We start from the raw sequence: 25,243 nt of genomic DNA, 5'->3' as shown, positions 1-25,243 counted from the left end.
CGCACCAGAGTCAATCATTAATTCAGGAAGCAGTAAAGAAAACAGTCAGCTGCTTATGCGTTCAGCTTTTGTTCAAAAACTGGCGTGAAGATACGATACGATCACTGAATGTCTCGGCAAATCTCAAGTCGTGGGTGATCATAATTACGCCGACATCATTTTTGATGATGGAAATGAGCAGCTCACCGAACCGGTTAGCTGTCTCATGATCAAGTGCGGAAGTCGGTTCATCCAGACATAATATCTGAGGTTCCAGCATGAGTGCCCGGGCTATGGCCACACGCTGTTTCTGGCCTCCCGATAGTTCTTTAGGGTAGACAGCCTGTTTATCGTCAATAGCTAATTTTTTAAGTAATTCATCGGCTTTGAGTTCGGCTTCTTTTTTACTGAGATCCTTATTAAGGATCGGACTGAGCGTACAGTTTTCTTTAACGGTGAGGTTAGGAAACAGCTGAAAATCCTGAAAAACCAGTCCGATTTTTTTATTTGCTTTTTTGTCGCTCTCATGGCTGGTAAACAAAACATCATTATCCAGTCTGATCTGACCTTCGTCCGGAACATCCAGTTGATTCAGCACCCGGATAAATGTTGTCTTGCCTGAACCGGATTCACCTACAATCGAAACGATCTCTCGCTTTCTGACTGTTAAAGAAAAGTCTTTGATCAAATCGATCCCATTCATCTTCTTACCTAAATGATCTATTTCAAGCATCTGAATACCTCCTTTATATTTGATACTGCTTTTCGATTTTATTGAGCAGATATGAAATTACACCTGTCACGATAAGGTAAAGGGCACCAACGAATATAAATGGAATAAGTGAGGCATACCGGTTGGCTGCAATTTGACCAGCTCTCAACACTTCACCTAAACCCAGAATATAGACAAGTGATGTATCTTTTACCAGCGCCAGTACTTCATTACCTATGCTGGGTAGCGTCGTTTTCAGCACCTGAGGAAAGATGACTTTCCGGTAACCTTTAAAGTGGCTGATTCCAAGCACTTTCAGTGCTTCAAACTGGCCAGTCGGTACACCTACCATCCCACCTCTGAAAATCTCTGCGAAATAAGCAGCATAGTTCAGGACAAAAGCAAAAACTGCAGCCGGGAAGCGATCAAGTGTCACTCCAATGTAAGGCAAGCCGAAGAATACAAACATTAATTGAAGCAGCAGCGGCGTTCCCCGCATCACATATATATAAAGCGTAATGAGCCTTTGTAGAAATTTAGGTCCATACACTTTTACTACTGCCACAACCAACCCAAGCGGCAGTGACACTACCAGTACTAAACCGAACAACTTCAACGTTAACTCTAAGCCTCCAATAATTGAAGGCAAGGCTGACCATAACATGACTTTCACTCCTATAAATTATTCCTGTTCGCTGAACCATGTCTGATAGATATCGTCATATGTTCCATCTTCCATGAGTCTTTCTAATGATGCATTAAATTCTTCTCTCAATTCATCATCATCTTGCCTGAAACCTACCGCATACTCTTCATTACCGAAATTATCCTCCAGCACCTTGTAATCAGGTGATGCATTCTGTGACATGTAGAACCGTCCCAATGTTTCATCAACGACTATGGCGTCGCTTCGCCCGGAGATCAAGTCATTGAACACATCATTATTTGATGGGAACTGTATCACTTCGCCATTATCAAATTGGCTCAATATATCTGAAGGATCGCTTTCGATGGCGCTGACTGCACTCGAGGATTGCTGGGCTGCAACTTTTTTGCCTGCCAAGTCAGATTTGGTGTCTATCCCGTTTCCTTCCAGAGTTACGATCAGCTGACTGTTTTCCAGATATGGGGTTCCAAAGTCGACTTTTTCGGCACGCTCATTCGTGATGGTGTAACCATTCCATATCATATCGATATTACCGGCATTTAATTCTGTCTCTTTCATCGCCCAGTCGATCGGCTGAAAGCTGATCGAATAATCCAGATCAGCAGCCACAGCTTCGGCCAGATCGATATCAAAACCAACTAGATTGCCATCATCATCTCTGAATCCCATAGGCGCAAAGGTGTCATCTAATCCGACAACATATGCATTTTCACCTGTACTGCTTTCTGACTCATCGGTCTGGCATCCTGTTAAAACGATTCCCGAAACAATTAATCCTGTTAATAATAATTTTGAATTTTTCATGAGTGTTCCTCCTAGAGTTATTTATACTTTTTCAATTTCCAATTCAAGTGTTCACGCAGGACTGCAGTTCCTGTATAAACAAAAAAAACGTCCTTTAATCCTCTTAAAAAGAGAATTAAAGGACGATCAAATATCGTGGTCCCACCTTTATTCGTGACGATATAAAGTAATCATCACCTCAACACGTTCAAAACGACTAAACGCTGGCACGATAACGGGTGCAGCCGATAAGCTTACTCGAGTTCAGCTTTTAGCTTAGAGATGTGTTTTCAAAGACCACCTATAGTTACTCTCACCGACCGTAACCTCTCTGAAAAGGTATATCTTTTACTTTTTCTCATCATAGCCATTTATTATTTTTTACATCATAGCATATTTATTTTCCAAAGCCAAATATTTTTTTCCAGAAACTGACTTTTTCTTCTTTCAGCGTCATCAAAGGTACAGTATCACCGAGTATTCTTCTCGCGATATTACGATATCCTTGCGACGAAGGGTGGTCAGGATCTAATACGACGGGATTTCCTTTATTGGACGCCCGAACGACTTCATCATCCTCGAAAATAATGCCTAATAATTTAATAGACAAATGACGTGTGATTTCTTCTACGTCCATTACGTCTCCAGCTTCCATCATTCCTTTACGGATACGATTGATAACAAGCTGAGGCGCCTGAATAGGCGTTTGTTCGATCAGCCCGATGATTCTGTCAGCATCTCTGATGGCAGAAATTTCTGGTGTAGTGACTAATATGGCGTCATCTGCGGCAGCAATAGAATTTTTAAATCCTTGTTCAATACCCGCTGGACAATCGATGAGGATGTAGTCGAAGTCTTTTTTCAGTTCTTCGACCATATCCACCATCTGTATCTCATTTATCGCATTTTTATCTGCATGCTGGGCCGCTGGAAGAAGGAACAACTGGTCATTGAACCGTTTATCTTTTATCAGGGCTTGATGCAGTTTGGCTCTACCTTCTACTACATCGATAATGTCATAAATTATTCTGTTTTCCAGACCTAAAATAACATCAAGGTTTCTCAATCCGATGTCCATATCGACAAGACAGACTTTTTTCCCTTGAAGTGCTAGAGCTGTTCCAATATTTGCTGTGGACGTGGTCTTACCTACTCCACCTTTACCTGATGTTATTACTATGGCTTTACCCATTATAAATACCTCCTGCATGTTTACCTAATTCTGGTCGAATCGTTTTTAAATTTTCCAAACTGGAAATTTCAATGATATGTAAATCATTAACATATACAAATTCAGTTGTGTCAGCATTTTCATCTTTAGGCTGATCTTTTTTCTCAATAACATGTACGTTGTCGCCTATCCTTACTTGAGCATTATACCGGAAATTGGCAACCACTACAGCACTTTCTTTGCCGCTGACCCCTGCGTGGGCAATTCCTTTTAGTTCACCTATGATATAAATGCTCCCTGTTGCCCGTACGGTCCCTCCAGGATGGACGACCCCGATGAGCAGCATATCCCCCTCCGCTTCGACGATCTGTCCGCTTCGAACAGTTCTGACTTCCAGCGTGGGGCTTGCTTCTTTATGCCACTGTAAACACTTTTCCAGTGACATGACTTCTGATTCGAAGGAAGAAATCTTAAAATAGTCATCTTCGACGATTTCTGAAATCTTGTCTTTTTCCGCGTCCGTAAGTTCTCTCTGGCCAGTCTTGACATGAAAGATGATTTCTCTTCCAGCATGAGAGTCTTTTTTCATCTGTAAAGTCAGCGATTCCAGTTCATCATACACGTCCTGGAGAGAAGCTGAAGACTGAATAATAAGCTGATAACCTTCTTGTGTTCCTTTTAGCGATACCGCACTCTTCATTCCGTTTCACCTCTAGTTTTATCTTATTGATACATTGTTTTTTCTGCTCGATCCTGTCTTTTTATCTTCCATACTGACAAGCACCTTGATCCATTCCTTCAGCGGATAGCCGATGACTAAAAAAGCAACAGTATTAAATATCAGCGTACCATTCAGACGACTGACTAAGAACAGTTGCAGCGTCATATCGGACAAACCGATGACCCGGTACACACTAAAGACAAATAATTCCATCAGTGTCAGGACGACAATATTGATCAGCAGTATTGCATAGAAATATGGATTGATTATCTGACGGATTTGTATGATCAGATACGGGATCAATATGAATGCTGCAATATAAATGCCCAAAACACCACTGTAGTAACTGTCATAAACAAATCCGAATGCAAAGGCAAGAATATACAGCTGCCTTGGTTCCAGGTAGAAAGAGAGCATGATCAATGTAATAACGACCAGTCGGGGGATCATTAAGCCAAAAGATGTACTCAGCTGATCGCGAAACAGATAAGTCAGGCCGCCATCAATAAGCAAAGTAAAAAACAAAAGAAAAATGGGAATGGTCACTTTTTTCCAGTTACCCATCAATCTTCACCACTTTCAGCCAGACGGTGAATAATGGTCACGAATCGTATATTGTTAAAATCAGCAGAAGGCTTCACATATACCTGCTGAGCAAGTCCGTGAGCATCCATAGAAACTTCTTCCACTTCACCAATAACCAGTCCGCGAGGTATGGATCCGCCTAAACCGGAAGTGGTCACTAGTTCTCCTTCGCTTATTTCTAATGTTGACGTTATCTGAGACATCAGGAGCTGATTTCTCTCCTCGTCATAGTCGCTGATGATACCATATACTGTCTCATCTTCCATGACGATCTCTGAAGAAACCTGATTAGACGTCTGTTCGATATTAGTAAGCAGAACAACTTTCGAACTTGTCGGATTCGTTTCAGAGATACGTCCAACCAGACCGTTGCCTGACATGACCGGCATCCCTACCTCAACACCATCCTGACTTCCGCGGTCAATCACCACCTGGTCGACCCAGTTATCCGGATTGCGGGAAATAACGGTCCCAGAGATCGTTCGGTAATCGGTTAGTGACTGCTGTAAATCCAGTTCTTCTTCAAGACGAGTGTTCTCCTCTTTTAATGTATTCAATTCTGCCTGACGTTCATAGATGCGATCGATTTCTATTTTCAACCTCTGGTTTTCCGCATACGTATCCTGTAAATCATCTATCGAATCAAACACGCTGATAATAGCATTCGCAGGTTTTGAATAGACTCTTCCAAGCACCGCAGTAATATCATTGGTCGCCTGTTGAACGAATGGAATATTTTCAGCATTTCTCATCGATAATGAAATGAGTGAAACAAACAAAATCACACTCACAAGCAGGACGATTAATTTTTTATTTGTAAAAAACTGGTTCAATTGTGACACCTCTTATAATTTAACTTCGCTTATTTTACCATAGATTATAGTCAGTTCGTAGAGGCAGTTTGAAATGCGCGGCTGGTATGCGTATTCTCTTATAGAACACGCATACATTGGCGCTCATTAAACTAGCGGGAAGAATATCTTCCCGCTAGTTTAAATATTTATCTTGATTGCTTTCTGTAGATGTGCATGTGATTCAATGCTTCTCCGGTTCCTATCGCTACACAATCTAAAGGATTGCTGGCTACAAAAACAGGGACATCAGTTTCTTCTGCAATCACATCGCTCAGATGCTTCAGCAAAGCTCCGCCACCGGTCAAGACGATACCACGATCAATAACATCAGCTGAGATTTCCGGAGAAGTATCCTCGAGTGTTCCCTTAACAGCTATAAGAATGCCTTCGATCACTTCTTTGATTGCTTCTGCTACATCAATAGCCGGAATCGATATCGTTTTAGGTAAACCTGTCAACAGATCTCTTCCACGAATATCCATTGATCCCATGTCTTTAGCCTCTTCGATCGAAGCACTTCCTAATTCTATTTTCACAGCTTCAGCCGTTCTTTCGCCAATAAGCAGATTATATTTGTTTCTAATATACTGAATAATGGACTGATCCATCTGGTCCCCTGCCATTTTTATCGTACGGCTGCTGACGATACCACCTAAAGATATCGTTGCGACATCTGTGGTTCCACCCCCGATATCCACGACCATACTGCCTGTAGGTTCGTTGACAGGTAACCCTGCACCGATCGCAGCAGCAAACGGCTCTTCTATCAGATAGGCATCTCTTGCTCCAGCCATTTTAGCCGCATCAATGATCGCTCTCTTTTCGACTTCTGTCCCTCCACCAGGCACACAGACAACAACTTCAGGCTTAGATCCACGTTTTCCAACAGCTTTAGTTATAAAATATTCAAGCATGGCGGCTGTTGTATCAAAATCTGCGATCACACCGTCTTTCATGGGACGTAGAGCGACGATACTTCCCGGGGTACGACCAATCATTTTCTGAGCATTTTCACCAACAGATACCACTTCATCATTTGTTTTATCTTTTGCTACAACTGAAGGTTCGCCTAGGACGATACCTTTTCCTTCTATATAAACATTCGTATTAGCGGTACCCAAATCGATACCGACCCCTTTTTTTCTGAACCAGAACACTAAAAAATCTCCTTTCAACACTTTCACGTACTAACATTATAGATCATAAACTTACATTATGTAATTGTACCTTTTTCTTTGCGAATATGCACTAGCTTACGGGCACTTTCTTTTAAATTTAATATTTGAAATGTCACATTTATTTTTTTCAGTGTACTAAAAAACCGAGTAGGATAAATATCCTACTCGGTTAAAAAAATTATAATAGTTTAGTATTAAGCTTTTTCTACGTTTGCTGCTTGAGGTCCGCGTGCGCCTTCTTCGATATCGAAAGTAACTGCTTGACCTTCTTCTAATGATTTGAATCCTTCTTCGTTGATAGCTGAGAAGTGTACGAATACATCGTCTGCACCTTCGCGCTCGATAAATCCAAATCCTTTTTCTGCGTTAAACCATTTTACTGTACCGTTTTCCATGTTTACTGTTCCTCCTCGTGCCTTAAAGCACAAATTATTTCACATTATTGCTATAGGTACGAATCGGAATGTTGTTACACATTACTTTTTTCTTTCCCTAACAAAATGCTAAACTCATAGTACCACGCTATATTCTTTTGTGCAAGTATTTAGCACTTTTTTGTCAAATTATCTTGTTCATACTTTGTGAAAAAAAGCAGTATTCACATGGCTCCATACTCTTTCAGACTGATATACTGATCCTCTCCAATAATAAAATGATCCAGGAGTTCGATACCTACGATTTTACCCACTTCACTCATTCTCTCTGTGAATCTCAAATCAGCTTCTGAAGGTTCAGGATTACCGGAAGGATGATTATGCGCAATGATTATGCGCGCGGAAGAATATTTTATAGCAGCTTTGAAAATTTCTCTCGGGTGAGCTACGCTCGAATTTAAACTTCCTTTAAATATCGTCTCTTTTTTTATTATTTCATTTTTCGTGTTTAAAAACAGCCCTACTACCAATTCCTGCTGCAGCCCCTTCAGTTCCTCCATCAATAATTTCCCGACAAACTGACTCGACGTCACAGCCCCTTCTTTCAGAACGGTTGTTTTAGCAAGGCGCTTGCCCAATTCGATAGAGGCAAGCATTTCAAAAGCTTTCGCTTTGCCAATACCGGGTATCGATAACAGTTCTTCAAGTGATGCATTCTTAAACATATATAGATCATCAAAGTATGAAAAAACCTGCATGCTCAATTGAATGACATTATGATCTTTTGTTCCTGTGCGAAGCAGTATGGCCAGCAGTTCATGATTGGCCAATGCTTCAGGACCATATTCCTTCATTCTTTCTCTGGGTCTTGACTCTTTTGGAACATCAACAAATTTCTGATTAAGCATAGAATTCCCTCCAATAAAAAAACAGAGAAGATTTTTATCTTCTCTGTTTAATATACTGTCTTTTAAAAAAAATTCTCACTTTTTATTTTGATAAGAATTTCTTCCAAATCCTCACAAATTTCTAATGTTTTCGCTTTCGCTTCTTCCGTCGGTTCCACTAGATCAGGGACCATGATCACTTTATATCCGGCTGCATAGGCTGCCCGGATACCATTAAGTGAATCTTCCAGCACCAGGACATCAGACTGCGGATTCCCAGCACGCTCTACTGCTTTCTGGAATATTTCAGGATGTGGTTTGGATTCAGCAACTTCGTCTCCTCCGATATAAGCATCGAAATAATCTCTGATATCAGTTAGATCAAGAAGGTTCTCCACTAATTTCCGTGTTGAACTGGAAGCAACCACAGTTTTATATCCCTTGCCTTTTAAATAATCGAGCAGCTCGACTAGACCTTTCTTCATTTTCGGCGGTTCAGAAAGCAGGAGTTTTTCAACATCTTTTTTACTGTCGATAATGAACTGCTGGACATTGCTTTGAGGAAACTGATCGAACATTGCATCAAAAAAATCACTCTCACTCGCTCCGATATACTTCTCGTAAAAAGAGTAGTCAAACGGAATGCTCAATGCATCAGCTGTTTTCTGATTCGCTTTATAGTAAAGCGGCTCCGTGTCGAACATCAAGCCATCCATATCAAAAACAACAACTTTATTCATAGTCAGCCTTCTTTGACTTGCTTTAATTTTTCGATCTGATTAGTTACCGCATCATATTTCTCTCTATAATCTCTGCCTTTCTCTTTTTCAGCGTGCACGATTTTTTCTGGTGCATTCTGTACAAACTTCTCATTCGCCAGTTTTTTCTCTACTCTGTCTATCTCCTGCTGCCATTTGATTTTTTCCTGTTCCAGACGTTCGATTTCTTCCTGTATATCGACCAGCCCGGCTAACGGCAGATAGACTTCAGCTCCGGAAATGACTGCAGATTTCACTTCACCCGGCATATCCACTTCCGTATCGATCACCAGTTCATTAGGATTACAGAAACGCTCGATAAAGGACTGGTTTTCCACTAGAAATGCCTTTTCTTTTTCACCTTTCGTTTTTATCAGTATATCGATTTCTTTCGATAATGGGCGATTGGCATCAAGACGGATCGAGCGGACGGATCGGATCAGTTCGATCAGCATCTCCATGTTGTTGATCGCTTCCTGATCGTTAAACTCACTTACCGTTTCAGGATATTCTGCCACGACAAGAGAATGACCTTCATGCGGGATATGCTCCCAGATTTCCTCTGTCACAAACGGCATGATCGGATGCAGCAGACGCAGCGTCTGGTCCAATACATGGACCAGGACAGATTTTGTCGTGACTTTCTGTTCCTCTGTACCCTGAATAAGCAGCTCTTTACTCATTTCGATGTACCAGTCACAGTAATCATCCCAAATAAAGGTATAGAGTCGTCTTCCTGCTTCACCGAATTCAAACTTCTCAAAAAGTTCAGTGACCTGTTTGATAGTCTGGTTCAAACGAGCGAGTATCCACTTATCAGCAATCGATTTATCTCCTGACAAATCGATGTCTGACACAGAAAAATCTTCCAGGTTCATAATAACGTATCGGCTGGCATTCCAGATCTTGTTAATGAAGTTCCAGGAGGCATCCATTTTTTCGTAGCTGAACCGAACATCCTGCCCCGGAGCCGAGCCATTAGATAAGAACCATCTTAAAGCATCGGCGCCATACTGATCGATCACATCCATCGGATCGATACCGTTACCTAACGATTTGCTCATTTTTCTGCCTTGCTCATCTCTAATAAGACCGTGGATCAGAACGTTTTTAAATGGCGCCTTTCCGGTAAATTCCAGACTCTGGAAAATCATGCGGCTGACCCAGAAAAAGATGATATCATAACCCGTAACCAGTGTGCTGGTCGGGAAATATTTTTTGAAATCTTCTGACTCTGTGTCCGGCCATCCCATAGTCGAAAACGGCCATAAGGCTGAACTGAACCATGTATCCAGTACATCGCTGTCCTGTTCCCAGTTTTCACTGTCCTGCGGAGCAGTTTCTCCAACATACAGTTCGCCGGTCTCTTTGTGATACCAGGCCGGAATACGGTGCCCCCACCATAATTGTCTGGAAATGACCCAGTCATGAACGTTTTCCATCCAGTTATTGAATGTTTTTTCAAACCGTTCTGGCACGAAATTGACCTTGTCTTCGGTCTGCTGATTTTTCAGGGCCTGTTCAGCCAGCGGCTGCATTTTAACAAACCATTGCGTAGACAGTCTGGGTTCAACGATCACACCTGTACGTTCTGAGTGACCAACGCTATGTGTCATCTCTTCTACTTTGATGAGGTATCCGGAATCTTTCAAATCTTTAACAAGGGCCTTTCGTGCGTCAAAACGATCCATGCCTGCATATTTTCCAGCCAGTTCGTTCATCGACCCGTCATTGTTCATGACATTTACTTGTTCCAGGTCATGACGCTTGCCTATTTCGAAGTCATTAGGGTCATGGGCAGGAGTGATTTTGACCACCCCTGTTCCGAACTCCCTGTCCACATAATCATCTGCGACGACAGTCAGTTCTCTTTCGACCACTGGAAGCAGGACTTTTTTACCTATGAGATGCTGGTATCTTTCGTCTTCAGGGTGTACGGCCACCGCTGTATCGCCGAGCATCGTTTCCGGTCGTGTCGTTGCGATTTCCACTTCACCTTCACCATTCACAATAGGATACGTGATGTGGTAGAAGGCACCGTTGACATCTTTATGGTCGACTTCGATATCTGACAAAGCTGTCTGCGCCTTGGGATCCCAATTGATAATGTATTCGCCGCGGTAGATAAGTCCTTTATTATATAAGTCGACAAAAACTTTATTCACTGCATCATTAAGACCTTGATCTAAAGTAAAGCGTTCCCTCGAATAATCTACGGAGATGCCTACTTTCGACCACTGACTGCGGATGTTTTCAGCATACTCTTCTTTCCATTCCCATACTTTTTCCAGGAATTTTTCTCTTCCCAAATCGTACCTTGAAATGGAATCCTGAGCTAGTTTTTCTTCTACTTTTGCTTGGGTAGCGATCCCGGCGTGATCCATCCCGGGCAGCCACAGGGCATCGTATCCCTGCATTCTTTTCTGACGGATAATGATATCCTGCAGTGTTGTATCCCAGGCGTGACCCAAATGCAGTTTTCCTGTCACATTGGGAGGGGGAATTACGACAGAATAAGGTTCTGCTCCTTCATCATTCGGTCTGAACAAATCTTCCTTGAGCCATTTCTCATAGCGGCCTTCTTCTACTTTTGATGGTTCGTATTTCTTTGACATATCTAACGGTTTTTCCAACATGATCACTCCTCTTTTTCATAAAAAAAGCATTCATCCTATGGACATAGGACGAATGCTTCGCGGTACCACCTAAATTACCACTGTCATGCACTACAGTGATCTCTTAACAACAGTTTTAATGGGCTGTCAGTCCATTTACAGCTACTTCCCTGTTCACTGCATAGCTCACATGCTACTTCTCAATAAGATCGATCAGGGATTTCCACCAGACACCCATTCTCTAAGACCGTCTTTATTGATACTACTCATGATCATTGCCTTTATTTATTCATTTATATTAACTCAGCTCAGCCTCTTCATGTCGGGCAGCTGATAAAGCCTCTTCGTAATTCGGATCACCGGACATTTCTTTAACGATCTCTCTATAAACGATCTGTCCTTGTCTGTTCAATACGAATACGGCACGTGCGATTTTATCCATATCTTCAATATACAGACCGTATTCCTTGGCGAAGGTCCGGTCTCTGTCATGCAGCAAGACAGTATCCACTTCTTTTGCTTGTGCCCACTTTTCCTGCTCTTCAACAGTATTTGCTGAGATCGAGAGGACTGTGGTATTGGTCAACTCTTTACCTTCTGTATTAAAGGTATCCGTCTGTCTTGCACAGGTACTCGTCGTTATATCTGGGAAAGTACTTAAAATAACGACTTCTCCTTCATAATCGGAAAGTTTAACGTCTTCATTATGCAGGTTCTTAAGGTTGAAGGAAGGAGCATTCTCTCCTACTTCTGGAACGGGTCCGTTAGTCTGAAATTTTTCACCTTTCATTGTTACGTCCATTGTTTCCCCTTCTTTCCTATAGTATACCTCTAGTTTACCTGTTTCGGCAGGGGTTTGGCAACTAAAACATCATAATAGCTCAGCAAAGACTTTTTCCATTTTTTTATTCTCGTTCGTCTTTTTACTGATTTGCTCGATTTTTATACCTTCAAGTGCCCTAGTGATCAACCCCGACACATCCAGCGCACTTTCAAAAGCCTGTACTTTTTTCAGTTTCGGTCTCGTTTTCGGGTTAGCGGGTGCAAAAATCGTACAGCAATCCTCAAAGGGCTGAACTGCCAGTTCGAATGTATCGATTTGTTCAGCAATGCTGATTATATCCATTTTATCCATAGAAATCAACGGGCGCAAGACCGGCGTGCTCGTCACCTCATTTATTGCCTGCATACTCTCAAGTGTCTGTGAAGCTACCTGACCGAGTGATTCCCCGTTAACAATAGCTGCGCCATTACGTTTTCTTCTTATTTCGTCAGTTAACCTAAGCATCATCCTTCTGGTGACTGTCATAGAATAATATTCAGGTACCACTTTTTTTATCTGTTCCTGAATTTCAGTGAATGGAACATCTATAAATGTGATCTCACCAGCGAATCGAGATAACTTAGCCGTCAGATCTTTTGCTTTTTTTAACGCCTGTGGACTCGTGTACGGCGGGCTATGAAAATGAACAGCTTCAATTTCCATACCTCTTCGCAACGAAAGGTACCCTGCTACAGGAGAATCGATACCTCCGGATAGCATCAGCATGCCTTTGCCTGAGGAACCGATCGGCAGTCCACCCATCCCCTGAATCGTATCGACCGAAATAAAGATCCCTCTTGTTCTGACTTCAACTCTCAATGTCGCGGTGGGATTTTTCATTTTAACATGGATATCCTCGATGGCTTCTTCCACAGCCGAGCCGAGGAGGCGATTCATCTCATTTGTATCATATTCAAAAGAATGGTCTGCTCGACGTGTATTAATCTTGAACGTCATCCCTGGACGATAATTATTTCTGATCAATTGAACGACCGCCTTTTTAGCCTTTTCAATCGATTTCTCGACTCTTATGATAGGCGAAAAGGACTGTATGCCCGAAACTTCCTTTAATTCTTTAATGACCTCTTCAGAATCTTCTCCATTTAGCTTGACGTGCATGCGGTCATGATTATAAGTGATCTTCAAATTCTGGTAGCCGGCCAGTTTTTTTCTTACGTTTCTATTCAGTATTTTAATAAATGCTTTCTTATTTTTTCCTTTGGTGGATAATTCACCGTAACGTATCATTAATTCTGTGATTTCCAAATTGGTTCTCCTCTACTCGATTGATTTCAACTGTAAATATATAGCATCAAATACATTCTTGAATGTATCGATCTCTTTCTGAGTATTTATATGACTCCAGCTTATGCGGACAGCAGATTCTGCTTCTTTTATTGAATAACCCATTTCTTTTACAGAGTAAGTTTTATCTTTTTTTCTGCTGGAACAGGCACTGGTCGTTGAAATGTAAATACCCTGTTTTTCAAGCGCATGTACTAACACTTCGCCTTTGATATTCTTAATCCCAAAACAGATGATATGAGGTGCACTTTCTTCCGGTGTAAAAACAGTCACTTTGTCCAGCCTTGAAAAATAATTCAATAAAGACCGTTTCATATCTATGAATCGCTGGTTAACTTCTTTTTTGTTTCCCATCAGTAATCTTAAGGCTTTTGCCAGCGCAACATTGCCGGGAACATTCTCAGTGCCATTTCTCACCCCAGTTTCCTGTCCGCCACCGCTCAGTAGAGGGGCCAGTTTCCTTCCGCTTTTCACATAAACAAAGCCAGTCCCTTTTGGTGCGTGAAATTTGTGGCCTGAAAAAACGGCAATATCGATCCTTGAGTGATTGAGGTCAAGGTCGATTTTTCCGAGAGCCTGAACTGCATCCACATGAAAATGGACAGAAGGATAATGTTCAAGCAGTTCTCCCACTTCTTTCAGAGGCTGAAGGCTCCCAGTTTCATTATTGACAGCCATCAAAGAAACGAGTACCGTATCTTTTCTTAATGACCGTTCAAATTCATCGAGATCTATTTGGCCTTTCTCGTCAACGGAGAGGTAGGTCACTTCCCACCCCAATGTTTCCAGCTGCTCCATACTCTCAATAACTGCCGGATGTTCAATGGTTGACGTAATAATATGACGCCCGTATTCCTTCTTCGCAAGCGCAGTACCTTTAATAGCCAGATTATCTCCTTCAGTTCCGCCGCTGGTAAAATAAATTTCTTCTTTGCTGACTTTTAGCAACTCGGCAATCTGATTTCTTGACTGAGTTAAAAGCTGCCTTGACTGTTCCCCCATCTGATGTAGACTTGACGGGTTACCGTAGTAGTGATCGCTGACAGAATGATAGGTCTCTAACACAGATGCATCGATTTTAGTCGTTGCAGAATTATCAAAATAAATCATCTTGCACCTCTTCTAAATTCTGGTTTTCATCAAACTCTATATATTATAACAAAATTCTTCCAGGCTTCAAGTCATAATCGACGCTTCTCAAAAGATGCCTTACCATAAAAAGACTCTCAGCCGTATACATTCTGCGGTCTGAGAGTCTCTGTCTTTCACTACTGAGCGTTTGACATTTCTTTCTTATACAGCGCCTTTACTTCTTCAAAGGCACCTGGTTCTATGGATTCCAGCTTTTCTCTCACCATTTTCAGTGAGGTTTCATAATCATAATCGTCAAGGAACAAGGCCTCACTGTACTTGATCGTTTCCATGACTCCCGGATACTCATCTTTGTACCGATACAGGCGCTGGCTTGTTAATTCTGTCAGCAGAGCATTATCGACAATTGCTTCAGTTTTATCTGCCAGATGCTCGATATCTTCATCACAAAGGGCATGCAGACGCGTGACTGCCTCAAGGTCAAGCTTTGGTCGAGCAGATTCTACTGATAGCTTTTCTAAATGATCGGTTGTATAGAAGAACAGATCCAGGTAATCTCCAGGAAGCCCCGGGAGGTGTTTCCCCTGAATATATCTCTTCATTTCTCTAAGCGCATGTTCCATTTCTTCCAGGTCTTTTTTTATTTCTTTTTCTTTATCCCGGTAGGCATACAAGCTCTCTGAAAGGCTATCGTAGGCATGTGAAAGGTTTTCCAGCTGACTGAAAGCTTGAAGCAGCAGTTCTTCAGCATCCGAATAGGCGATATTGTTTTTATCGATCTGCTCGGAAAGACTGTTCACTATTTTTTTCTGCTCCTTCATCAGATTATTCATTTCCAGATAGGTATCCTGTTCGCCCTGATAAAGGTGATAACTCTGTCCGATACGATCTATTTCCAAACTCAGTTCCTTACTCTGGTTCGTGACATAATAAATGATTTTGGGTATTTTTCTCAATAGTTTTTCGAGTGCATACTTGGCGTCGATTTCTTTTTCCATAACATCATACAGCTCATCAATAGCCTGTTCCACATCCGCTTGTTCCGACTCGATTTCATTTAATTCAAGTTGAACCAGCAGTTCTTTTATATGCGCTGTCTTACCAGCTAAGTGACTGATCCGCTCTTCGATATCTAGAGATTCAGGGAAATTGTAATTCTGTTCGACCAGCGTCTCATATCCTTCTCTGATTTCTTCAAGCTGTTTCTCATAATCATTTTCGATCTTAGCGTTGATTTCCGGGATTGATGCCATCATAGCTTCCATTTCATTCAACCGGGATTCCAGCTGATTCACTACTTTTTTTGCTTCTTCATGATCGCCAGAGGCAGTCAGGTCGGAAAAGGAAGTGAACAGGTTTTCCATCTCACCGAGCTTATCTTCAAGACTGTTGATCGACTCCCCGAAAGTAAAGCTCTTTGCCAGTAACTCTTTTCTTACCTTATGATAACGTTTCTTGATGGAATCGATTTTTCTCAGATTTGCCTGTTCTCTCTGCAGCAGTTCATCCAGTTTCTCAGAAGTACGCCCGATACTTTCGCCTGTCTCTTTCAGCAGTTCTTCTGCCTTCTGCTCACTTTTCGTGGACTGGCTGAAGCGATAGCGATCTGTTGCCTGCTCAGCCTCAAATAAATAGGATTCGATAGCCGGAAGTTTTTTTTCCTCAATCAGACTGATATCAGCTATAACAGTATTCGCTACTTCTTTTGACTGACCGGTGATCATCATTTTATCCAAGGTCCGGACTTTATTCGAAGGCATTTGAGCATACAACTCTTTTTTCATCCGATCCAGCTCATCGATACGCTCGTAATGTTTCTTTCTAACAAAATATGTAACGGTATAGATCAGTACAGCAAGTACAATAATACTCAAGGTTATGATTAATTCAACTGTCATGCTTTCGCCTCCAACACTTCTTTGCCGTTTATGGCTTTCTCACTCTTTTGTCTAGTATATCAAACTTAAGTGAATTATGTTATACTAGCAAGCAAATTAGATAAATTTAATAGAGAAGGGATCAACTTATGTCTAACGAAATCACGTACATGCTGAATAAACAACTGGAGGCTCTCATCGCAGGTGAAACAAACATGATCGCTAATTTGAGCAATGCCTCGGCTCTCTTGACCGAACAATTTTCAAACATCAACTGGGCAGGTTTTTACCTGTGGGATGTCTCTGACAACGAGTTGATACTCGGCCCCTTCCAGGGAAAAGTAGCCTGCATCCGGATCAGAGAAGGGGAAGGTGTCTGCGGAACAGCTTTACAAGAGCAGCAATCCCTTGTTGTTGATGACGTCCATCTCTTCCCGGGTCATATTGCCTGTGATGCCGCCAGTCAATCCGAAATCGTCGTACCCATGATCAAAAACGGTAAAAAAATAGGTGTACTGGATATGGACGCCCCTGTTAAAAACCGCTTTACAGAAAAAGACCGTCTGATGCTGGAAGAATTCGTTGAGGTATTATTGAAACACTTGAACATATAAAAGGCCTCTCTTCTATCATAGCCAGGACAGAGGAATCAGAAAAACGATAATAGAAATAATCGGAAGGATTCTCCAATAGAGAGTTCTTTCGTTCTTTTTTATAGTCAATAGCCGTTGTGCCTCCACTCTTTCACTGAATAGTTAAGTTCAAACCGTTCAAAAAGTGCTGTACTCCACTTTCTCAGCGGAACGTCGCATTCAGGACGTCCCTTATACGATGAACTTAATGTTTTCGTTTCTTTTCACACAGGTGTTCAAAAAGTTTAAGGGGGTCCAGTTTGAATTAAGTTATTAAAAAGGTTCTGACAGGTATCCAGCACTGGCGCATTGGACGGGGGATAAAGAAATAGGTTTAGCTGTCCCGCTGACTGCTCAAAAAAAGGCTGAGACAATTGAATGTCTCAGCCTTTTCAATACTATTTTGTATTTTATTATCTGTTGTAGTACTCAACGATAAATGCTTCTTCGATTTCAGCAGGCATTTCTTCACGTAATGGTAAACGTGTAAGAGTTCCTTCTAATTTTTCATCATCGAATGAAACAAAGTCAGGACGACCAAAGAGTGATTCTACAGATTCTTTGATGATTTTCATATCTCTAGATTTTTCTTTTACACCAACAACATCATTAACTGATACGCGGAATGATGGGATATCAACGCGTTTACCATTAACTGTGATGTGTCCGTGGTTTACTAACTGACGTGCTTGACGACGAGTTGTGGCCAGACCAAGTCTGTAAACGACGTTGTCTAGACGCTGTTCAAGTAAAATCATGAAGTTGACACCGTGTTTTCCTTCACGAATTTTTCCTGCTTCAGTGAACAGGTTAAAGAATTGACGTTCATTTAATCCGTACATGAAACGTAATTTTTGTTTTTCTTTTAATTGTAGTCCGTATTCTGATAATTTGATACGAGCTGTAGGTCCGTGTTGACCAGGTGCGTAAGGACGACGTGCGATTTCTTTACCAGTTCCTGTTAAAGAAATGCCTAAACGTCTTGATTTTTTCCATGATGGTCCAGTATATCTTGACATAATAAAATTCCTCCATTTTATATTATATGGAGTAAAATAACGTGTGAAAGCTCAGTAATACGTGCAGTTTCTTTTCAATCTTCACCTTTGCAGCCGCTGGTTACACAATTGCGCTCATAATTTATATGGCAAGAAACTGTTGACGCGGTTACCACTTTCTGCTGCGATATTTTACACAACTTTCAGTATACCTGTATCAACCTGATTAGTCAACACATAATAGTTGTCTAATTAAATAACCTCTCAAAACCAGAAGCGTATCTGGTTTTGAGAGGTCTCTTTTTATTCATTAAAATAGTGTCGGCACCTAGAATCTCAATAGGGCAGCGATCCCTGTATCTGAAGGCATGCTGGCCGTTTCAAGGACATATACCTGGCCGTTGGTTTTCAAAACGTTGTGGACAAGCTGATTGACGTAAATATTCGTTTCCGTCCCTTCATGATAACGTCCATTTTCGTCGATACGACCATGCACCTGATAATGATCTTCCAGCAGCAGTGTGTCGATCTTCCCTTGGATACTTGCCATTGCCAAGTCACCGTACTGTGCACCCAGCTTGAATTCCGGGGTTGTTTCTTCATAGCGGTCTACCAGTTTCTGATAACGTTTATTAACGATCTCGTTCACGACTTCACTGGTTTTGTTCTGTATGTCATTGACCGAAAGCTGTGCTGGTGAAGCTTCAACTTTGGTGTCGTCCAGGAATTCATTTTTAGAAACTTTTTCAAAGTCAGCGATATTTTCAGGTAAAGCAAACAGCACAAGCGGCAGTTCAGTGGGTTTAGAAAAGTTTTCGAAAACATATTTATCAACCGCTCTGAAGTAGTTCACCTGATCGATCTCCACTTCATTGCTTTTCTCATTATGACCGTGGAACATACCTGTTCCGGCACCACCTGCATAGTCAGCTACATTCAGTGCGCCCCCAGTCAGTTCCTCCCCCAGAGCCTTAGTCAGCGTTGTAGGAGCCTCTTCTGGCAGGCCGATTTCCTGAACTTTATTCCCGCGTCCATTGAATAGTCTGAATTTGTCATGGTTCAGGCAAAGCAAATGATAGTAACTGATATATTGAAAGTTCGAGATCAGCGGTAAAATATAAGCCTGATCCGACACGACTGTCCCGCTCTTAACAGGGACACTTAATCTATAATAATACACATCCTCTGGAGTAATATAGATGACCAGACTTTCCGTTACTTTTCTCCAGAAATCAGTATTCCCTCTAAGTGCCTCCACCTTTTCAAGCAATGAATCACAATATTTTTCATCATATTTCTCGCAAAGCTTCTCTTTAGCTTCTTTTAATAAGTTTTGAAATTGAATCTGATTAGCTTCTGTTTCAAAAGAGTTTGATTCAGAGTTCAGCGATATGGATACTACGACCTCATTTTCCTGCAGAAGTTCATCAGTTGGAAATGTAAACAGTTCTTTCATGTGCTTCACCTTCCATTCATTATTTTCTTCTAAACTGCCGAATTGCTCAAAGCCGGTTTAGAAGAGTTCTATACTTACATCATATCTAAACAAGCAAAAAAAGTCTAAAGATATGCTGAAAACTCGTGTATATGACATCTTGTACTGAATCCTTGCTCCCATGGCATCTAATCATTATCGATCGTCCGGATTATTCCAGCCGGGACTCCGCCGATAACGACATTAGCTGGGAATGATTTCTTTACGACAGCACCGGCTGCAACCACCACATTATCACCGAGTGTGACTCCACCAACGATCGTCGCATTTGTACCGATCCAGCAATTATCTCCGAGCGTTATTGGTCTGCCGAATTCATAACCTGAATTACGTGCCTCTGCCTCCAATGGATGCTCTGGTGTTACTAAGCTGACTCCGGGGCCCAGCATCGCATTTTTCCCGATCCTGATCGGGCAGACGTCCAGAAAGACACAGTTAAAATTTGCATAGAAATTTTCACCGACATGGATGTTGTACCCGTAGTCCGTTCTAAAAGTCGGTTCCACAGTGATGTTTTCTCCTGTCGTCCCAAACAGTTCTTTAATAACATCCTGTCTTTCCTGATCCGTCTCAGCATGATTAAATTCCTGAGCTTTCAGATGAGCAGTTGTCCTCTCTCTGACTAATTGCTCATCCGCGGACAGATACATTTCCCCGGCAATCATTTTCTCTTTATTTGACTTCATTTAGCCTCCGCCTCCTGATAAAGGTCTAATAATTCTTTGTATATGGGCAGCAGGACGTCCAATGTTTCTTTAAAGAACGCCTCCTGTTTATCAGGGTCCGCCAAGGACATGCTATCCGGTGTCAGGATCCGCCCTATCATAATTTCGCCTTTTTTGACTTTTATCAGACGCCGCAGCGTCTTTTCGACGGTCTCAGCTCCCGCTTTTTCTATGGCTGTTTTTGTATGGTCACCCGAGACATAGTAATCATCCGGGAGATCGTTCCACAAGGTAGGATGATTCAAAAGATAGTCGGCCATGAGCTTTTCGTGTTTGGGATTATCGATCAGCGAAAGAAACATGAAGATGTACTCTTCATTGATGCCGATCTGTATATGCGGATATTTTTTGTATCCGCGCTTATTGCCTCCGATCGCGCTCCAGGTCGATTCGGGCGGGTTAGTCGTTCGTCTTCGATGCTGTGCAATGTGAAAACTTCCATCAAATCCCGTATACTCATTCACATCCTCTATGTAGGTATCACCAAAATGCTGGAACACCGGCTGGATAGATTCTCTGATGACACTCATCCGTTCGTCAAGTCCTTCGATTGTAAAAAGATTAAAATCTGATTTTTCAAAATATTTTTTCACTTTTTTCCCTCCTTAAGTTCACTGCTATTGTATCAAAAAAAGAGCAGACTCTCGATATAAGGAACCGAAAGTCTGCACTATAAGAATAACCATTACTCTTTATTATAGATGCCGATCGCTTAGTCAATTAAACAGATAAATTCAAGGACGGTCTCCGCTGATTTTTTTCCGACTTTTTCAATGAATTCATCAAACGAGAGTGAAGCTTCTTCATCAGAGACATCTGAAACAGCTCGGATCACCACAAAGGGGATCCCAAACTGATAACAAGTCTGCGCGATGGCTGCCCCTTCCATTTCTGTTACCAAAACCTCAGGAAACTGCGCCCGTATCTTGGCAACTTTTTTCTGATCACTGATAAACGAGTCCCCAGTGACGATCAGCCCTTCTTTGATCGTCCAGTCCTTCTTCTGGGCTGCCTGTTTGAAGACTTTGACCAGATGCTGATCTGATGTGTACCTCCTTGGCATTTGAGGTATCTGACCAAAGTCATATCCGAAAGCCCGCGCATCTGCATCGTTATATGAAAGTTCTCTTGAGATGACCAGATCTTCCACCGCTAAACCTGCACCAATGCCGCCGGCTGACCCTGTGTTGATGACGGCTTCGACTTCGTACACTTCGATCAGTAATGTCGCTGCAATAGCTGCATTCACCTTTCCGATGCCAGACTGTACAAGAACGACCTGGACATCATGGATCTGTCCTTCATAAAAGTGCTGATTCGCCTTGATCGTTTCCTTTAGATATTTGATTTCACTAATGATTTCACATGATTCTTGTTCCATCGCAGCGATAATGCCTATTTTCATATTAACCTTCCTTATCTTTTATATAAAGAAAACATAAGATAAAACAATCAGCAGCAGTAAGGCAACGATAATGATGGCAAGAGTCAGACGCTTCTCCACCAGTCGATACCTGTCCATTTCTTTTGACCGCTTTTTAGCTGTACGTCCTGTTTTATTCAAATTTCTTTCTTTTCGCTTCTTCTCTTTTCTCTTTTCTCTATCTAATTTTTTTCTTTCTTTTTCTTTTGTCTTCTCTTCTTCTTTCTTTCTGATTCTAGATGACATGACTATTCCCCTAGCTCCATCTCTAATTTTTTCATTTTCCAGTAGTACAAGGCAAACACTGTCTTCGAGTCTCTAAGTACTCCCTGGCGGTAATAATCCCAGGCTTCCTCGTAAGTTGCAGTGATTACTTCTACTGTCTCATCTTCATCTAAACTTAAGGGATTAGCCGCAAAATACAAATCTTCTGCTTCGTAAATCTCCAGGAATTCATCTGTAAAACCAGGCGTACTATAAAATGAGGTGATAAATTTCCATTTTTTTGCGTTGTACCCCGTTTCCTCTTCCAATTCACGTTTCGCAGTCTCTAAACCGTCGTGATCTGAGTCGTCTTTTAATCCGGCTGGTAGCTCGATACTTATCTGATCGATAGCTTTGCGGTATTGCTTCACTAGAACAAGATCGCCGGATTTAGTATATGGTATAACAGCTGCAGCCCCGTCATGACGGACGATTTCTCTCTGAGACATTTCTCCGTTTGGCAGTTTCACATCCTCGACAATATATTCAGTCACATTACCTTTGTAAATCGATGTACTCTTTATTGTTTCTTCGTAGAACTCCATAAAGTCATCCCCTTCTTTATATTTTTTATCATAACCTATTTTCTTATGTTTTTCATCCTGTTTTGATCTTATAGTCTATAAATCCAACTAAGGTCTTATATAAAAAAATTCTCCATTTATGCTATTATTAAGGTAGAAGAAATTTATCAATTAAATAGAATGGAGGATTTAAATGAAACATTCAAATACACGTTTAAACTTAACTTACGCGTTCATCTTATTTATAATCATGTTCATCTTTTTACTGCTGGTGGGATTTGAAATCAATATCTTTGTCTCCTTTTTATTGAGCATCGGAATCGGCGTATTGCTGTTGAACGTTATGACTAAAAACTCTCGTGGAAAGACTAAAGAAAAACTACCTCGACTGACCAGGGAAAAGGAAGAGTTTTACTCTTCAAAAGGTCTGTCTAAAGAGGATATCGATTACTTCAGACGCACGATGTTTCAGGCTCAGCAGCAGATCATTACGATCGAAGAAAATATGCAGCGATCGGGGAAATTAAGAGCGATCGAACACCGTAACAATACAGTATCTCTCGCCAAGGAATTATTTAAAAACATTACGCAGGAACCAAACAGACTCCATGATGTCGACAAATTCCTTTACGTCCATCTCCCTTCTCTGGCAGACTTGTCTGAAAAATATGTTGAAATCGAAGGACATAAAGCAAAAAGCAAAACAACTTATGATATTCTTGAAAAATCTGCGGCTACCATCGATAAGATGTGTGAACAGATCGCCGAAGATTATGTTAGATTCAAGGAAGACGACATTCAGGACATGTCAGTGGAAGTTGAATTAGCAAAACGTACGATTAACAAAGACAAGTCGGATGCGCAGACATTTGATAAGTCGATTTAATACTACTGTCAACCAACCCAATAGACTACTTATAAGAGGTGCAAACTATGTCAACTAATCATGAAAATCAGTTTGATACTCAAAAATCAGCGGAAATCGATGATTTACTGGCCGATCCATTCGGGTCTGACCAGTCACAGATGAACGAATCAAAAATAACGAAACAGCCTTTGGTAAAAAAGACCGAATCCAAAAAGGTGATCGATACACTCAGCGAACAGCGCAGGACACAGGCTTATGAGCTGGCTAAGCAGATAGACATATCCGATACAGATTCCCTGCTGAATTACGGAGCTCAAGCACAGCAGAAATTGGGCGAGTTTTCACACAGTGTACTCAACCACGTACAGAATCAGGAAACAAATCATATTGGAGAGACTCTTAACGATTTGATGTTCCGATTAAATGAAGCGGATCCAAATGAACTAAAAGCAGAAAATAAGAACCTGTTCAAAAAGATTTTCAGGAAAATCAACCGTTCTATTTATGAAACCACAGCGAAGTACCAGAAAATCGGTGCGCAAGTCGATAAAATAGCAGTCAAACTCGACAAAGAACGTGAACTGCTGTTAAAAGACAATGAGATGCTTGAAGAGTTGTATGATAAAAACTACGATTACTTCGAAGCGTTAAATGTTTATATTGCTGCAGGCGAAGTGAAAATGGAAGAGCTTCAGAATGACATCATTCCAAAAGCGATCGAACATGCTGAAAACAGCAGCAATCAGATGGAAGTTCAAAAAGTTAATGACCTGAATCAGTTCCTGAATCGTCTGGATAAGCGTGTTTATGACTTGAAGACAGCCCGGCAGATGACCATCCAGCAGGCACCACAGATTCGTCTTATCCAAAACACTAATCAGGCCTTATCAGAAAAAATACAGACCTCGATCAACACAGCTATTCCTTTATGGAAAAATCAGATTGTGGTCGCACTGACTCTTCTTCGTCAAAAAGAAGCTGTTACAGCTCAGAGACAAGTTTCTGAGACCACAAATGATTTATTGACGAAAAACTCTGAAATGCTCAAACAGTCTTCTATCGAAACCGCTAGAGAAAATGAACGCAGTATTATCGATATCGAGACACTTGAAAAAACACAATCTGATTTAGTGGAAACACTCGAAGAAACCTTGAACATACAAAAAGAAGGACGTTCGAAACGGAAAGAGGCTGAAGTCCAGCTTACCCAGCTGGAAAGTCGCTTGAGAGATCAGTTGCTCAAACTCACCGAGCCCAATAACAACGATCAATAAATCCATGAGTCGAAATATTTGAATAAAATATGACAATTTCCTATACTTCATATGTAAGGTCATAATGAAGAAAGAGGAGAGATAAGTATGTTAGGATTTATATGGTCACTTATTGTCGGAGGAATCATTGGTGCAATCGGTCAAGCGATCGTCGGCACGGATGTTCCCGGTGGTATTATTGGTAACATCATTATAGGTTTTATTGGTGCATGGGCTGGTCATGCCCTGTTCCAGTGGGGTCCTCAATTAGCTGATTTCTATATCATACCAGCAATTGTCGGAGCTATTTTGATCGTCTTCTTATATGACCTGATTGCCAGTCGTTTATAAACCGCTAGTATAAAAAAGGACTTCCCCGATAGCGAGGAAGTCCTTTTTTTATTTTTATATTTTATTTACGTTTGCAGCTTGAGGGCCTCTTTCACCGTCAACGATTTCAAATTCAACTGTTTGACCGTCATCTAATGACTTGTAGCCTTCACCATTGATTGCACTGAAGTGAACAAAGACATCTTCCTGTCCTTCGACTTCAATAAACCCGAAACCTTTTTCTGCGTTAAACCATTTTACTGTACCTTCAACCATTGTGTAGCCTCCCAAAATATATTGCAACAGACATGAAACATGATACAAATTCATTATATCGATTCTTTCACTTT

Annotated in this window: 28 protein-coding genes and 2 other annotated features; of the genes, 4 read left to right on the top strand and 24 right to left on the bottom strand. The window is 41.3% G+C overall.

Annotated elements, in window-relative coordinates; genetic code table 11:
* Positions 1–61: 61 nt before the first annotated feature.
* The 16 genes from BM049_RS00665 to BM049_RS00590 all read right to left on the bottom strand — a co-directional run bounded on the left by BM049_RS00665 (position 62) and on the right by BM049_RS00590 (position 16,402).
* Entirely contained in the window at positions 62–712 is a 651-nt protein-coding gene (locus tag BM049_RS00665; protein WP_091527842.1) for an amino acid ABC transporter ATP-binding protein, read from the bottom strand.
* 13 nt (positions 713–725) lie between these two features.
* A complete protein-coding gene (locus BM049_RS00660; protein WP_091527840.1) occupies positions 726–1,355 on the bottom strand; it encodes an amino acid ABC transporter permease in 630 nt (209 codons plus the stop codon).
* Positions 1,356–1,373: 18 nt separating this feature from the next.
* Entirely contained in the window at positions 1,374–2,162 is a 789-nt protein-coding gene (locus BM049_RS00655) for an amino acid ABC transporter substrate-binding protein (protein WP_091527839.1), read from the bottom strand.
* 115 nt (positions 2,163–2,277) lie between these two features.
* Positions 2,278–2,515 (bottom strand) — a binding site (T-box leader).
* A 23-nt stretch (positions 2,516–2,538) separates the two neighbouring features.
* Positions 2,539–3,333, bottom strand: a complete 795-nt coding sequence (gene minD, locus BM049_RS00650; protein ID WP_091527837.1) for a septum site-determining protein MinD — start codon at positions 3,331–3,333, stop codon at positions 2,539–2,541.
* Positions 3,326–4,012, bottom strand: coding sequence for a septum site-determining protein MinC (locus BM049_RS00645; RefSeq protein WP_091527836.1), 687 nt, complete (start codon positions 4,010–4,012; stop codon positions 3,326–3,328). Before BM049_RS00645 ends, minD begins: the two co-directional genes overlap by 8 nt.
* An 18-nt stretch (positions 4,013–4,030) precedes the next feature.
* Complete coding sequence (mreD, locus tag BM049_RS00640) at positions 4,031–4,597, bottom strand: rod shape-determining protein MreD (protein WP_091527834.1); 567 nt, start codon at positions 4,595–4,597, stop codon at positions 4,031–4,033.
* Positions 4,597–5,451, bottom strand: a complete 855-nt coding sequence (gene mreC, locus BM049_RS00635) for a rod shape-determining protein MreC (RefSeq protein ID WP_091527832.1) — start codon at positions 5,449–5,451, stop codon at positions 4,597–4,599. The genes mreD and mreC overlap by 1 nt, the downstream gene beginning before the upstream one ends.
* Positions 5,452–5,618: 167 nt before the next feature.
* Positions 5,619–6,629 (bottom strand): rod shape-determining protein, encoded by a 1,011-nt coding sequence (locus BM049_RS00630; RefSeq protein ID WP_091527830.1) that lies wholly within the window; start codon positions 6,627–6,629, stop codon positions 5,619–5,621.
* A 215-nt stretch (positions 6,630–6,844) separates the two neighbouring features.
* Positions 6,845–7,045 carry a cold-shock protein gene (locus BM049_RS00625; protein WP_034302391.1) on the bottom strand — a complete coding sequence of 67 codons (201 nt, stop codon included), beginning with the start codon at positions 7,043–7,045 and terminating at the stop codon, positions 6,845–6,847.
* Positions 7,046–7,248: 203 nt separating this feature from the next.
* A complete protein-coding gene (radC, locus tag BM049_RS00620) occupies positions 7,249–7,932 on the bottom strand; it encodes a RadC family protein (protein ID WP_091527829.1) in 684 nt (227 codons plus the stop codon).
* A gap of 62 nt (positions 7,933–7,994) precedes the next feature.
* Positions 7,995–8,651 carry an HAD family hydrolase gene (locus tag BM049_RS00615; protein ID WP_091527827.1) on the bottom strand — a complete coding sequence of 219 codons (657 nt, stop codon included), beginning with the start codon at positions 8,649–8,651 and terminating at the stop codon, positions 7,995–7,997.
* A gap of 2 nt (positions 8,652–8,653) precedes the next feature.
* Positions 8,654–11,302 carry a valine--tRNA ligase gene (locus tag BM049_RS00610; RefSeq protein ID WP_177188552.1) on the bottom strand — a complete coding sequence of 883 codons (2,649 nt, stop codon included), beginning with the start codon at positions 11,300–11,302 and terminating at the stop codon, positions 8,654–8,656.
* A gap of 44 nt (positions 11,303–11,346) precedes the next feature.
* Positions 11,347–11,569, bottom strand: a binding site (T-box leader).
* Between the two features lie 13 nt (positions 11,570–11,582).
* Positions 11,583–12,086 (bottom strand): thiol peroxidase, encoded by a 504-nt coding sequence (gene tpx / locus BM049_RS00605; RefSeq protein ID WP_091527824.1) that lies wholly within the window; start codon positions 12,084–12,086, stop codon positions 11,583–11,585.
* A gap of 69 nt (positions 12,087–12,155) precedes the next feature.
* The gene (gene thiI, locus BM049_RS00600; RefSeq protein ID WP_091527822.1) at positions 12,156–13,373 is read right to left on the bottom strand and encodes a tRNA uracil 4-sulfurtransferase ThiI; all 1,218 of its coding nucleotides are present in this window, start codon (positions 13,371–13,373) and stop codon (positions 12,156–12,158) included.
* 12 nt (positions 13,374–13,385) lie between these two features.
* A complete protein-coding gene (locus tag BM049_RS00595; protein WP_091527821.1) occupies positions 13,386–14,522 on the bottom strand; it encodes a cysteine desulfurase family protein in 1,137 nt (378 codons plus the stop codon).
* A 158-nt stretch (positions 14,523–14,680) separates the two neighbouring features.
* The gene (locus tag BM049_RS00590) at positions 14,681–16,402 is read right to left on the bottom strand and encodes a septation ring formation regulator EzrA (RefSeq protein WP_091527819.1); all 1,722 of its coding nucleotides are present in this window, start codon (positions 16,400–16,402) and stop codon (positions 14,681–14,683) included.
* Positions 16,403–16,530: 128 nt separating this feature from the next.
* Here BM049_RS00590 and BM049_RS00585 point away from each other — a divergent pair, with 128 nt between their 5' ends.
* On the top strand, positions 16,531–16,995 hold the full coding sequence (locus BM049_RS00585; RefSeq protein ID WP_091527818.1) for a GAF domain-containing protein: 465 nt from the start codon (positions 16,531–16,533) through the stop codon (positions 16,993–16,995).
* 431 nt (positions 16,996–17,426) lie between these two features.
* Here the strand turns inward: BM049_RS00585 and rpsD are convergent, their stop codons facing one another.
* The 7 genes from rpsD to BM049_RS00550 all read right to left on the bottom strand — a co-directional run bounded on the left by rpsD (position 17,427) and on the right by BM049_RS00550 (position 22,463).
* On the bottom strand, positions 17,427–18,032 hold the full coding sequence (gene rpsD / locus BM049_RS00580) for a 30S ribosomal protein S4 (RefSeq protein ID WP_091527816.1): 606 nt from the start codon (positions 18,030–18,032) through the stop codon (positions 17,427–17,429).
* 307 nt (positions 18,033–18,339) lie between these two features.
* Positions 18,340–19,467 (bottom strand): baeRF6 domain-containing protein, encoded by a 1,128-nt coding sequence (locus tag BM049_RS00575; RefSeq protein WP_091527815.1) that lies wholly within the window; start codon positions 19,465–19,467, stop codon positions 18,340–18,342.
* Positions 19,468–19,634: 167 nt separating this feature from the next.
* Positions 19,635–20,192, bottom strand: coding sequence for a sugar O-acetyltransferase (locus tag BM049_RS00570; RefSeq protein ID WP_091527813.1), 558 nt, complete (start codon positions 20,190–20,192; stop codon positions 19,635–19,637).
* The gene (locus BM049_RS00565; protein ID WP_091527812.1) at positions 20,189–20,824 is read right to left on the bottom strand and encodes a DUF1054 family protein; all 636 of its coding nucleotides are present in this window, start codon (positions 20,822–20,824) and stop codon (positions 20,189–20,191) included. The genes BM049_RS00570 and BM049_RS00565 overlap by 4 nt, the downstream gene beginning before the upstream one ends.
* A gap of 119 nt (positions 20,825–20,943) precedes the next feature.
* Complete coding sequence (locus BM049_RS00560; protein WP_091527810.1) at positions 20,944–21,636, bottom strand: 5'-methylthioadenosine/adenosylhomocysteine nucleosidase; 693 nt, start codon at positions 21,634–21,636, stop codon at positions 20,944–20,946.
* An 18-nt stretch (positions 21,637–21,654) separates the two neighbouring features.
* On the bottom strand, positions 21,655–21,900 hold the full coding sequence (locus BM049_RS00555; protein WP_091527808.1) for a hypothetical protein: 246 nt from the start codon (positions 21,898–21,900) through the stop codon (positions 21,655–21,657).
* A gap of 2 nt (positions 21,901–21,902) precedes the next feature.
* Positions 21,903–22,463 carry an NUDIX hydrolase gene (locus BM049_RS00550; RefSeq protein ID WP_091527806.1) on the bottom strand — a complete coding sequence of 187 codons (561 nt, stop codon included), beginning with the start codon at positions 22,461–22,463 and terminating at the stop codon, positions 21,903–21,905.
* Between the two features lie 172 nt (positions 22,464–22,635).
* Between BM049_RS00550 and BM049_RS00545 the strand changes: the two genes are divergently transcribed.
* From BM049_RS00545 to BM049_RS00535, 3 genes are all read left to right on the top strand, one after another.
* The gene (locus BM049_RS00545; protein ID WP_091527804.1) at positions 22,636–23,328 is read left to right on the top strand and encodes a 5-bromo-4-chloroindolyl phosphate hydrolysis family protein; all 693 of its coding nucleotides are present in this window, start codon (positions 22,636–22,638) and stop codon (positions 23,326–23,328) included.
* 47 nt (positions 23,329–23,375) lie between these two features.
* Entirely contained in the window at positions 23,376–24,584 is a 1,209-nt protein-coding gene (locus tag BM049_RS00540) for a toxic anion resistance protein (protein WP_091527802.1), read from the top strand.
* A gap of 87 nt (positions 24,585–24,671) precedes the next feature.
* Positions 24,672–24,914, top strand: a complete 243-nt coding sequence (locus BM049_RS00535) for a GlsB/YeaQ/YmgE family stress response membrane protein (RefSeq protein ID WP_091489100.1) — start codon at positions 24,672–24,674, stop codon at positions 24,912–24,914.
* Between the two features lie 54 nt (positions 24,915–24,968).
* On the opposite strand, the gene BM049_RS00530 is transcribed toward BM049_RS00535, so the two are convergent.
* Complete coding sequence (locus BM049_RS00530; RefSeq protein ID WP_091527801.1) at positions 24,969–25,169, bottom strand: cold-shock protein; 201 nt, start codon at positions 25,167–25,169, stop codon at positions 24,969–24,971.
* Between the last annotated feature and the right edge of the window lie 74 nt (positions 25,170–25,243).

It is taken from the genome of Alkalibacterium subtropicum, assembly GCF_900112455.1.
Classification (GTDB): Bacteria; Bacillota; Bacilli; order Lactobacillales; family Carnobacteriaceae_A; genus Alkalibacterium; species Alkalibacterium subtropicum.
Note: the sequence above shows the minus strand (reverse complement) of the source record. Positions and strands in the feature narration are given on the sequence as shown.

What these genes read in the sequence shown, in the direction of transcription:
- BM049_RS00655 (WP_091527839.1), bottom strand. Translation starts at nt 2,162, where the DNA reads ATGAAAAATTCAAAATTATTATTAACAGGATTAATTGTTTCGGGAATC.
- BM049_RS00615 (WP_091527827.1), bottom strand. Translation starts at nt 8,651, where the DNA reads ATGAATAAAGTTGTTGTTTTTGATATGGATGGCTTGATGTTCGACACG.
- rpsD (WP_091527816.1), bottom strand. Translation starts at nt 18,032, where the DNA reads ATGTCAAGATATACTGGACCATCATGGAAAAAATCAAGACGTTTAGGC.
- radC (WP_091527829.1), bottom strand. Translation starts at nt 7,932, where the DNA reads ATGCTTAATCAGAAATTTGTTGATGTTCCAAAAGAGTCAAGACCCAGA.
- BM049_RS00575 (WP_091527815.1), bottom strand. Translation starts at nt 19,467, where the DNA reads ATGAAAGAACTGTTTACATTTCCAACTGATGAACTTCTGCAGGAAAAT.
- BM049_RS00530 (WP_091527801.1), bottom strand. Translation starts at nt 25,169, where the DNA reads ATGGTTGAAGGTACAGTAAAATGGTTTAACGCAGAAAAAGGTTTCGGG.
- BM049_RS00570 (WP_091527813.1), bottom strand. Translation starts at nt 20,192, where the DNA reads ATGAAGTCAAATAAAGAGAAAATGATTGCCGGGGAAATGTATCTGTCC.
- BM049_RS00590 (WP_091527819.1), bottom strand. Translation starts at nt 16,402, where the DNA reads ATGACAGTTGAATTAATCATAACCTTGAGTATTATTGTACTTGCTGTA.
- mreD (WP_091527834.1), bottom strand. Translation starts at nt 4,597, where the DNA reads ATGGGTAACTGGAAAAAAGTGACCATTCCCATTTTTCTTTTGTTTTTT.
- minD (WP_091527837.1), bottom strand. Translation starts at nt 3,333, where the DNA reads ATGGGTAAAGCCATAGTAATAACATCAGGTAAAGGTGGAGTAGGTAAG.
- BM049_RS00540 (WP_091527802.1), top strand. Translation starts at nt 23,376, where the DNA reads ATGTCAACTAATCATGAAAATCAGTTTGATACTCAAAAATCAGCGGAA.
- BM049_RS00545 (WP_091527804.1), top strand. Translation starts at nt 22,636, where the DNA reads ATGAAACATTCAAATACACGTTTAAACTTAACTTACGCGTTCATCTTA.
- tpx (WP_091527824.1), bottom strand. Translation starts at nt 12,086, where the DNA reads ATGGACGTAACAATGAAAGGTGAAAAATTTCAGACTAACGGACCCGTT.
- BM049_RS00645 (WP_091527836.1), bottom strand. Translation starts at nt 4,012, where the DNA reads ATGAAGAGTGCGGTATCGCTAAAAGGAACACAAGAAGGTTATCAGCTT.
- BM049_RS00595 (WP_091527821.1), bottom strand. Translation starts at nt 14,522, where the DNA reads ATGATTTATTTTGATAATTCTGCAACGACTAAAATCGATGCATCTGTG.
- BM049_RS00555 (WP_091527808.1), bottom strand. Translation starts at nt 21,900, where the DNA reads ATGTCATCTAGAATCAGAAAGAAAGAAGAAGAGAAGACAAAAGAAAAA.
- BM049_RS00665 (WP_091527842.1), bottom strand. Translation starts at nt 712, where the DNA reads ATGCTTGAAATAGATCATTTAGGTAAGAAGATGAATGGGATCGATTTG.
- BM049_RS00550 (WP_091527806.1), bottom strand. Translation starts at nt 22,463, where the DNA reads ATGGAGTTCTACGAAGAAACAATAAAGAGTACATCGATTTACAAAGGT.
- BM049_RS00535 (WP_091489100.1), top strand. Translation starts at nt 24,672, where the DNA reads ATGTTAGGATTTATATGGTCACTTATTGTCGGAGGAATCATTGGTGCA.
- BM049_RS00660 (WP_091527840.1), bottom strand. Translation starts at nt 1,355, where the DNA reads ATGTTATGGTCAGCCTTGCCTTCAATTATTGGAGGCTTAGAGTTAACG.
- BM049_RS00560 (WP_091527810.1), bottom strand. Translation starts at nt 21,636, where the DNA reads ATGAAAATAGGCATTATCGCTGCGATGGAACAAGAATCATGTGAAATC.
- BM049_RS00585 (WP_091527818.1), top strand. Translation starts at nt 16,531, where the DNA reads ATGTCTAACGAAATCACGTACATGCTGAATAAACAACTGGAGGCTCTC.
- BM049_RS00625 (WP_034302391.1), bottom strand. Translation starts at nt 7,045, where the DNA reads ATGGAAAACGGTACAGTAAAATGGTTTAACGCAGAAAAAGGATTTGGA.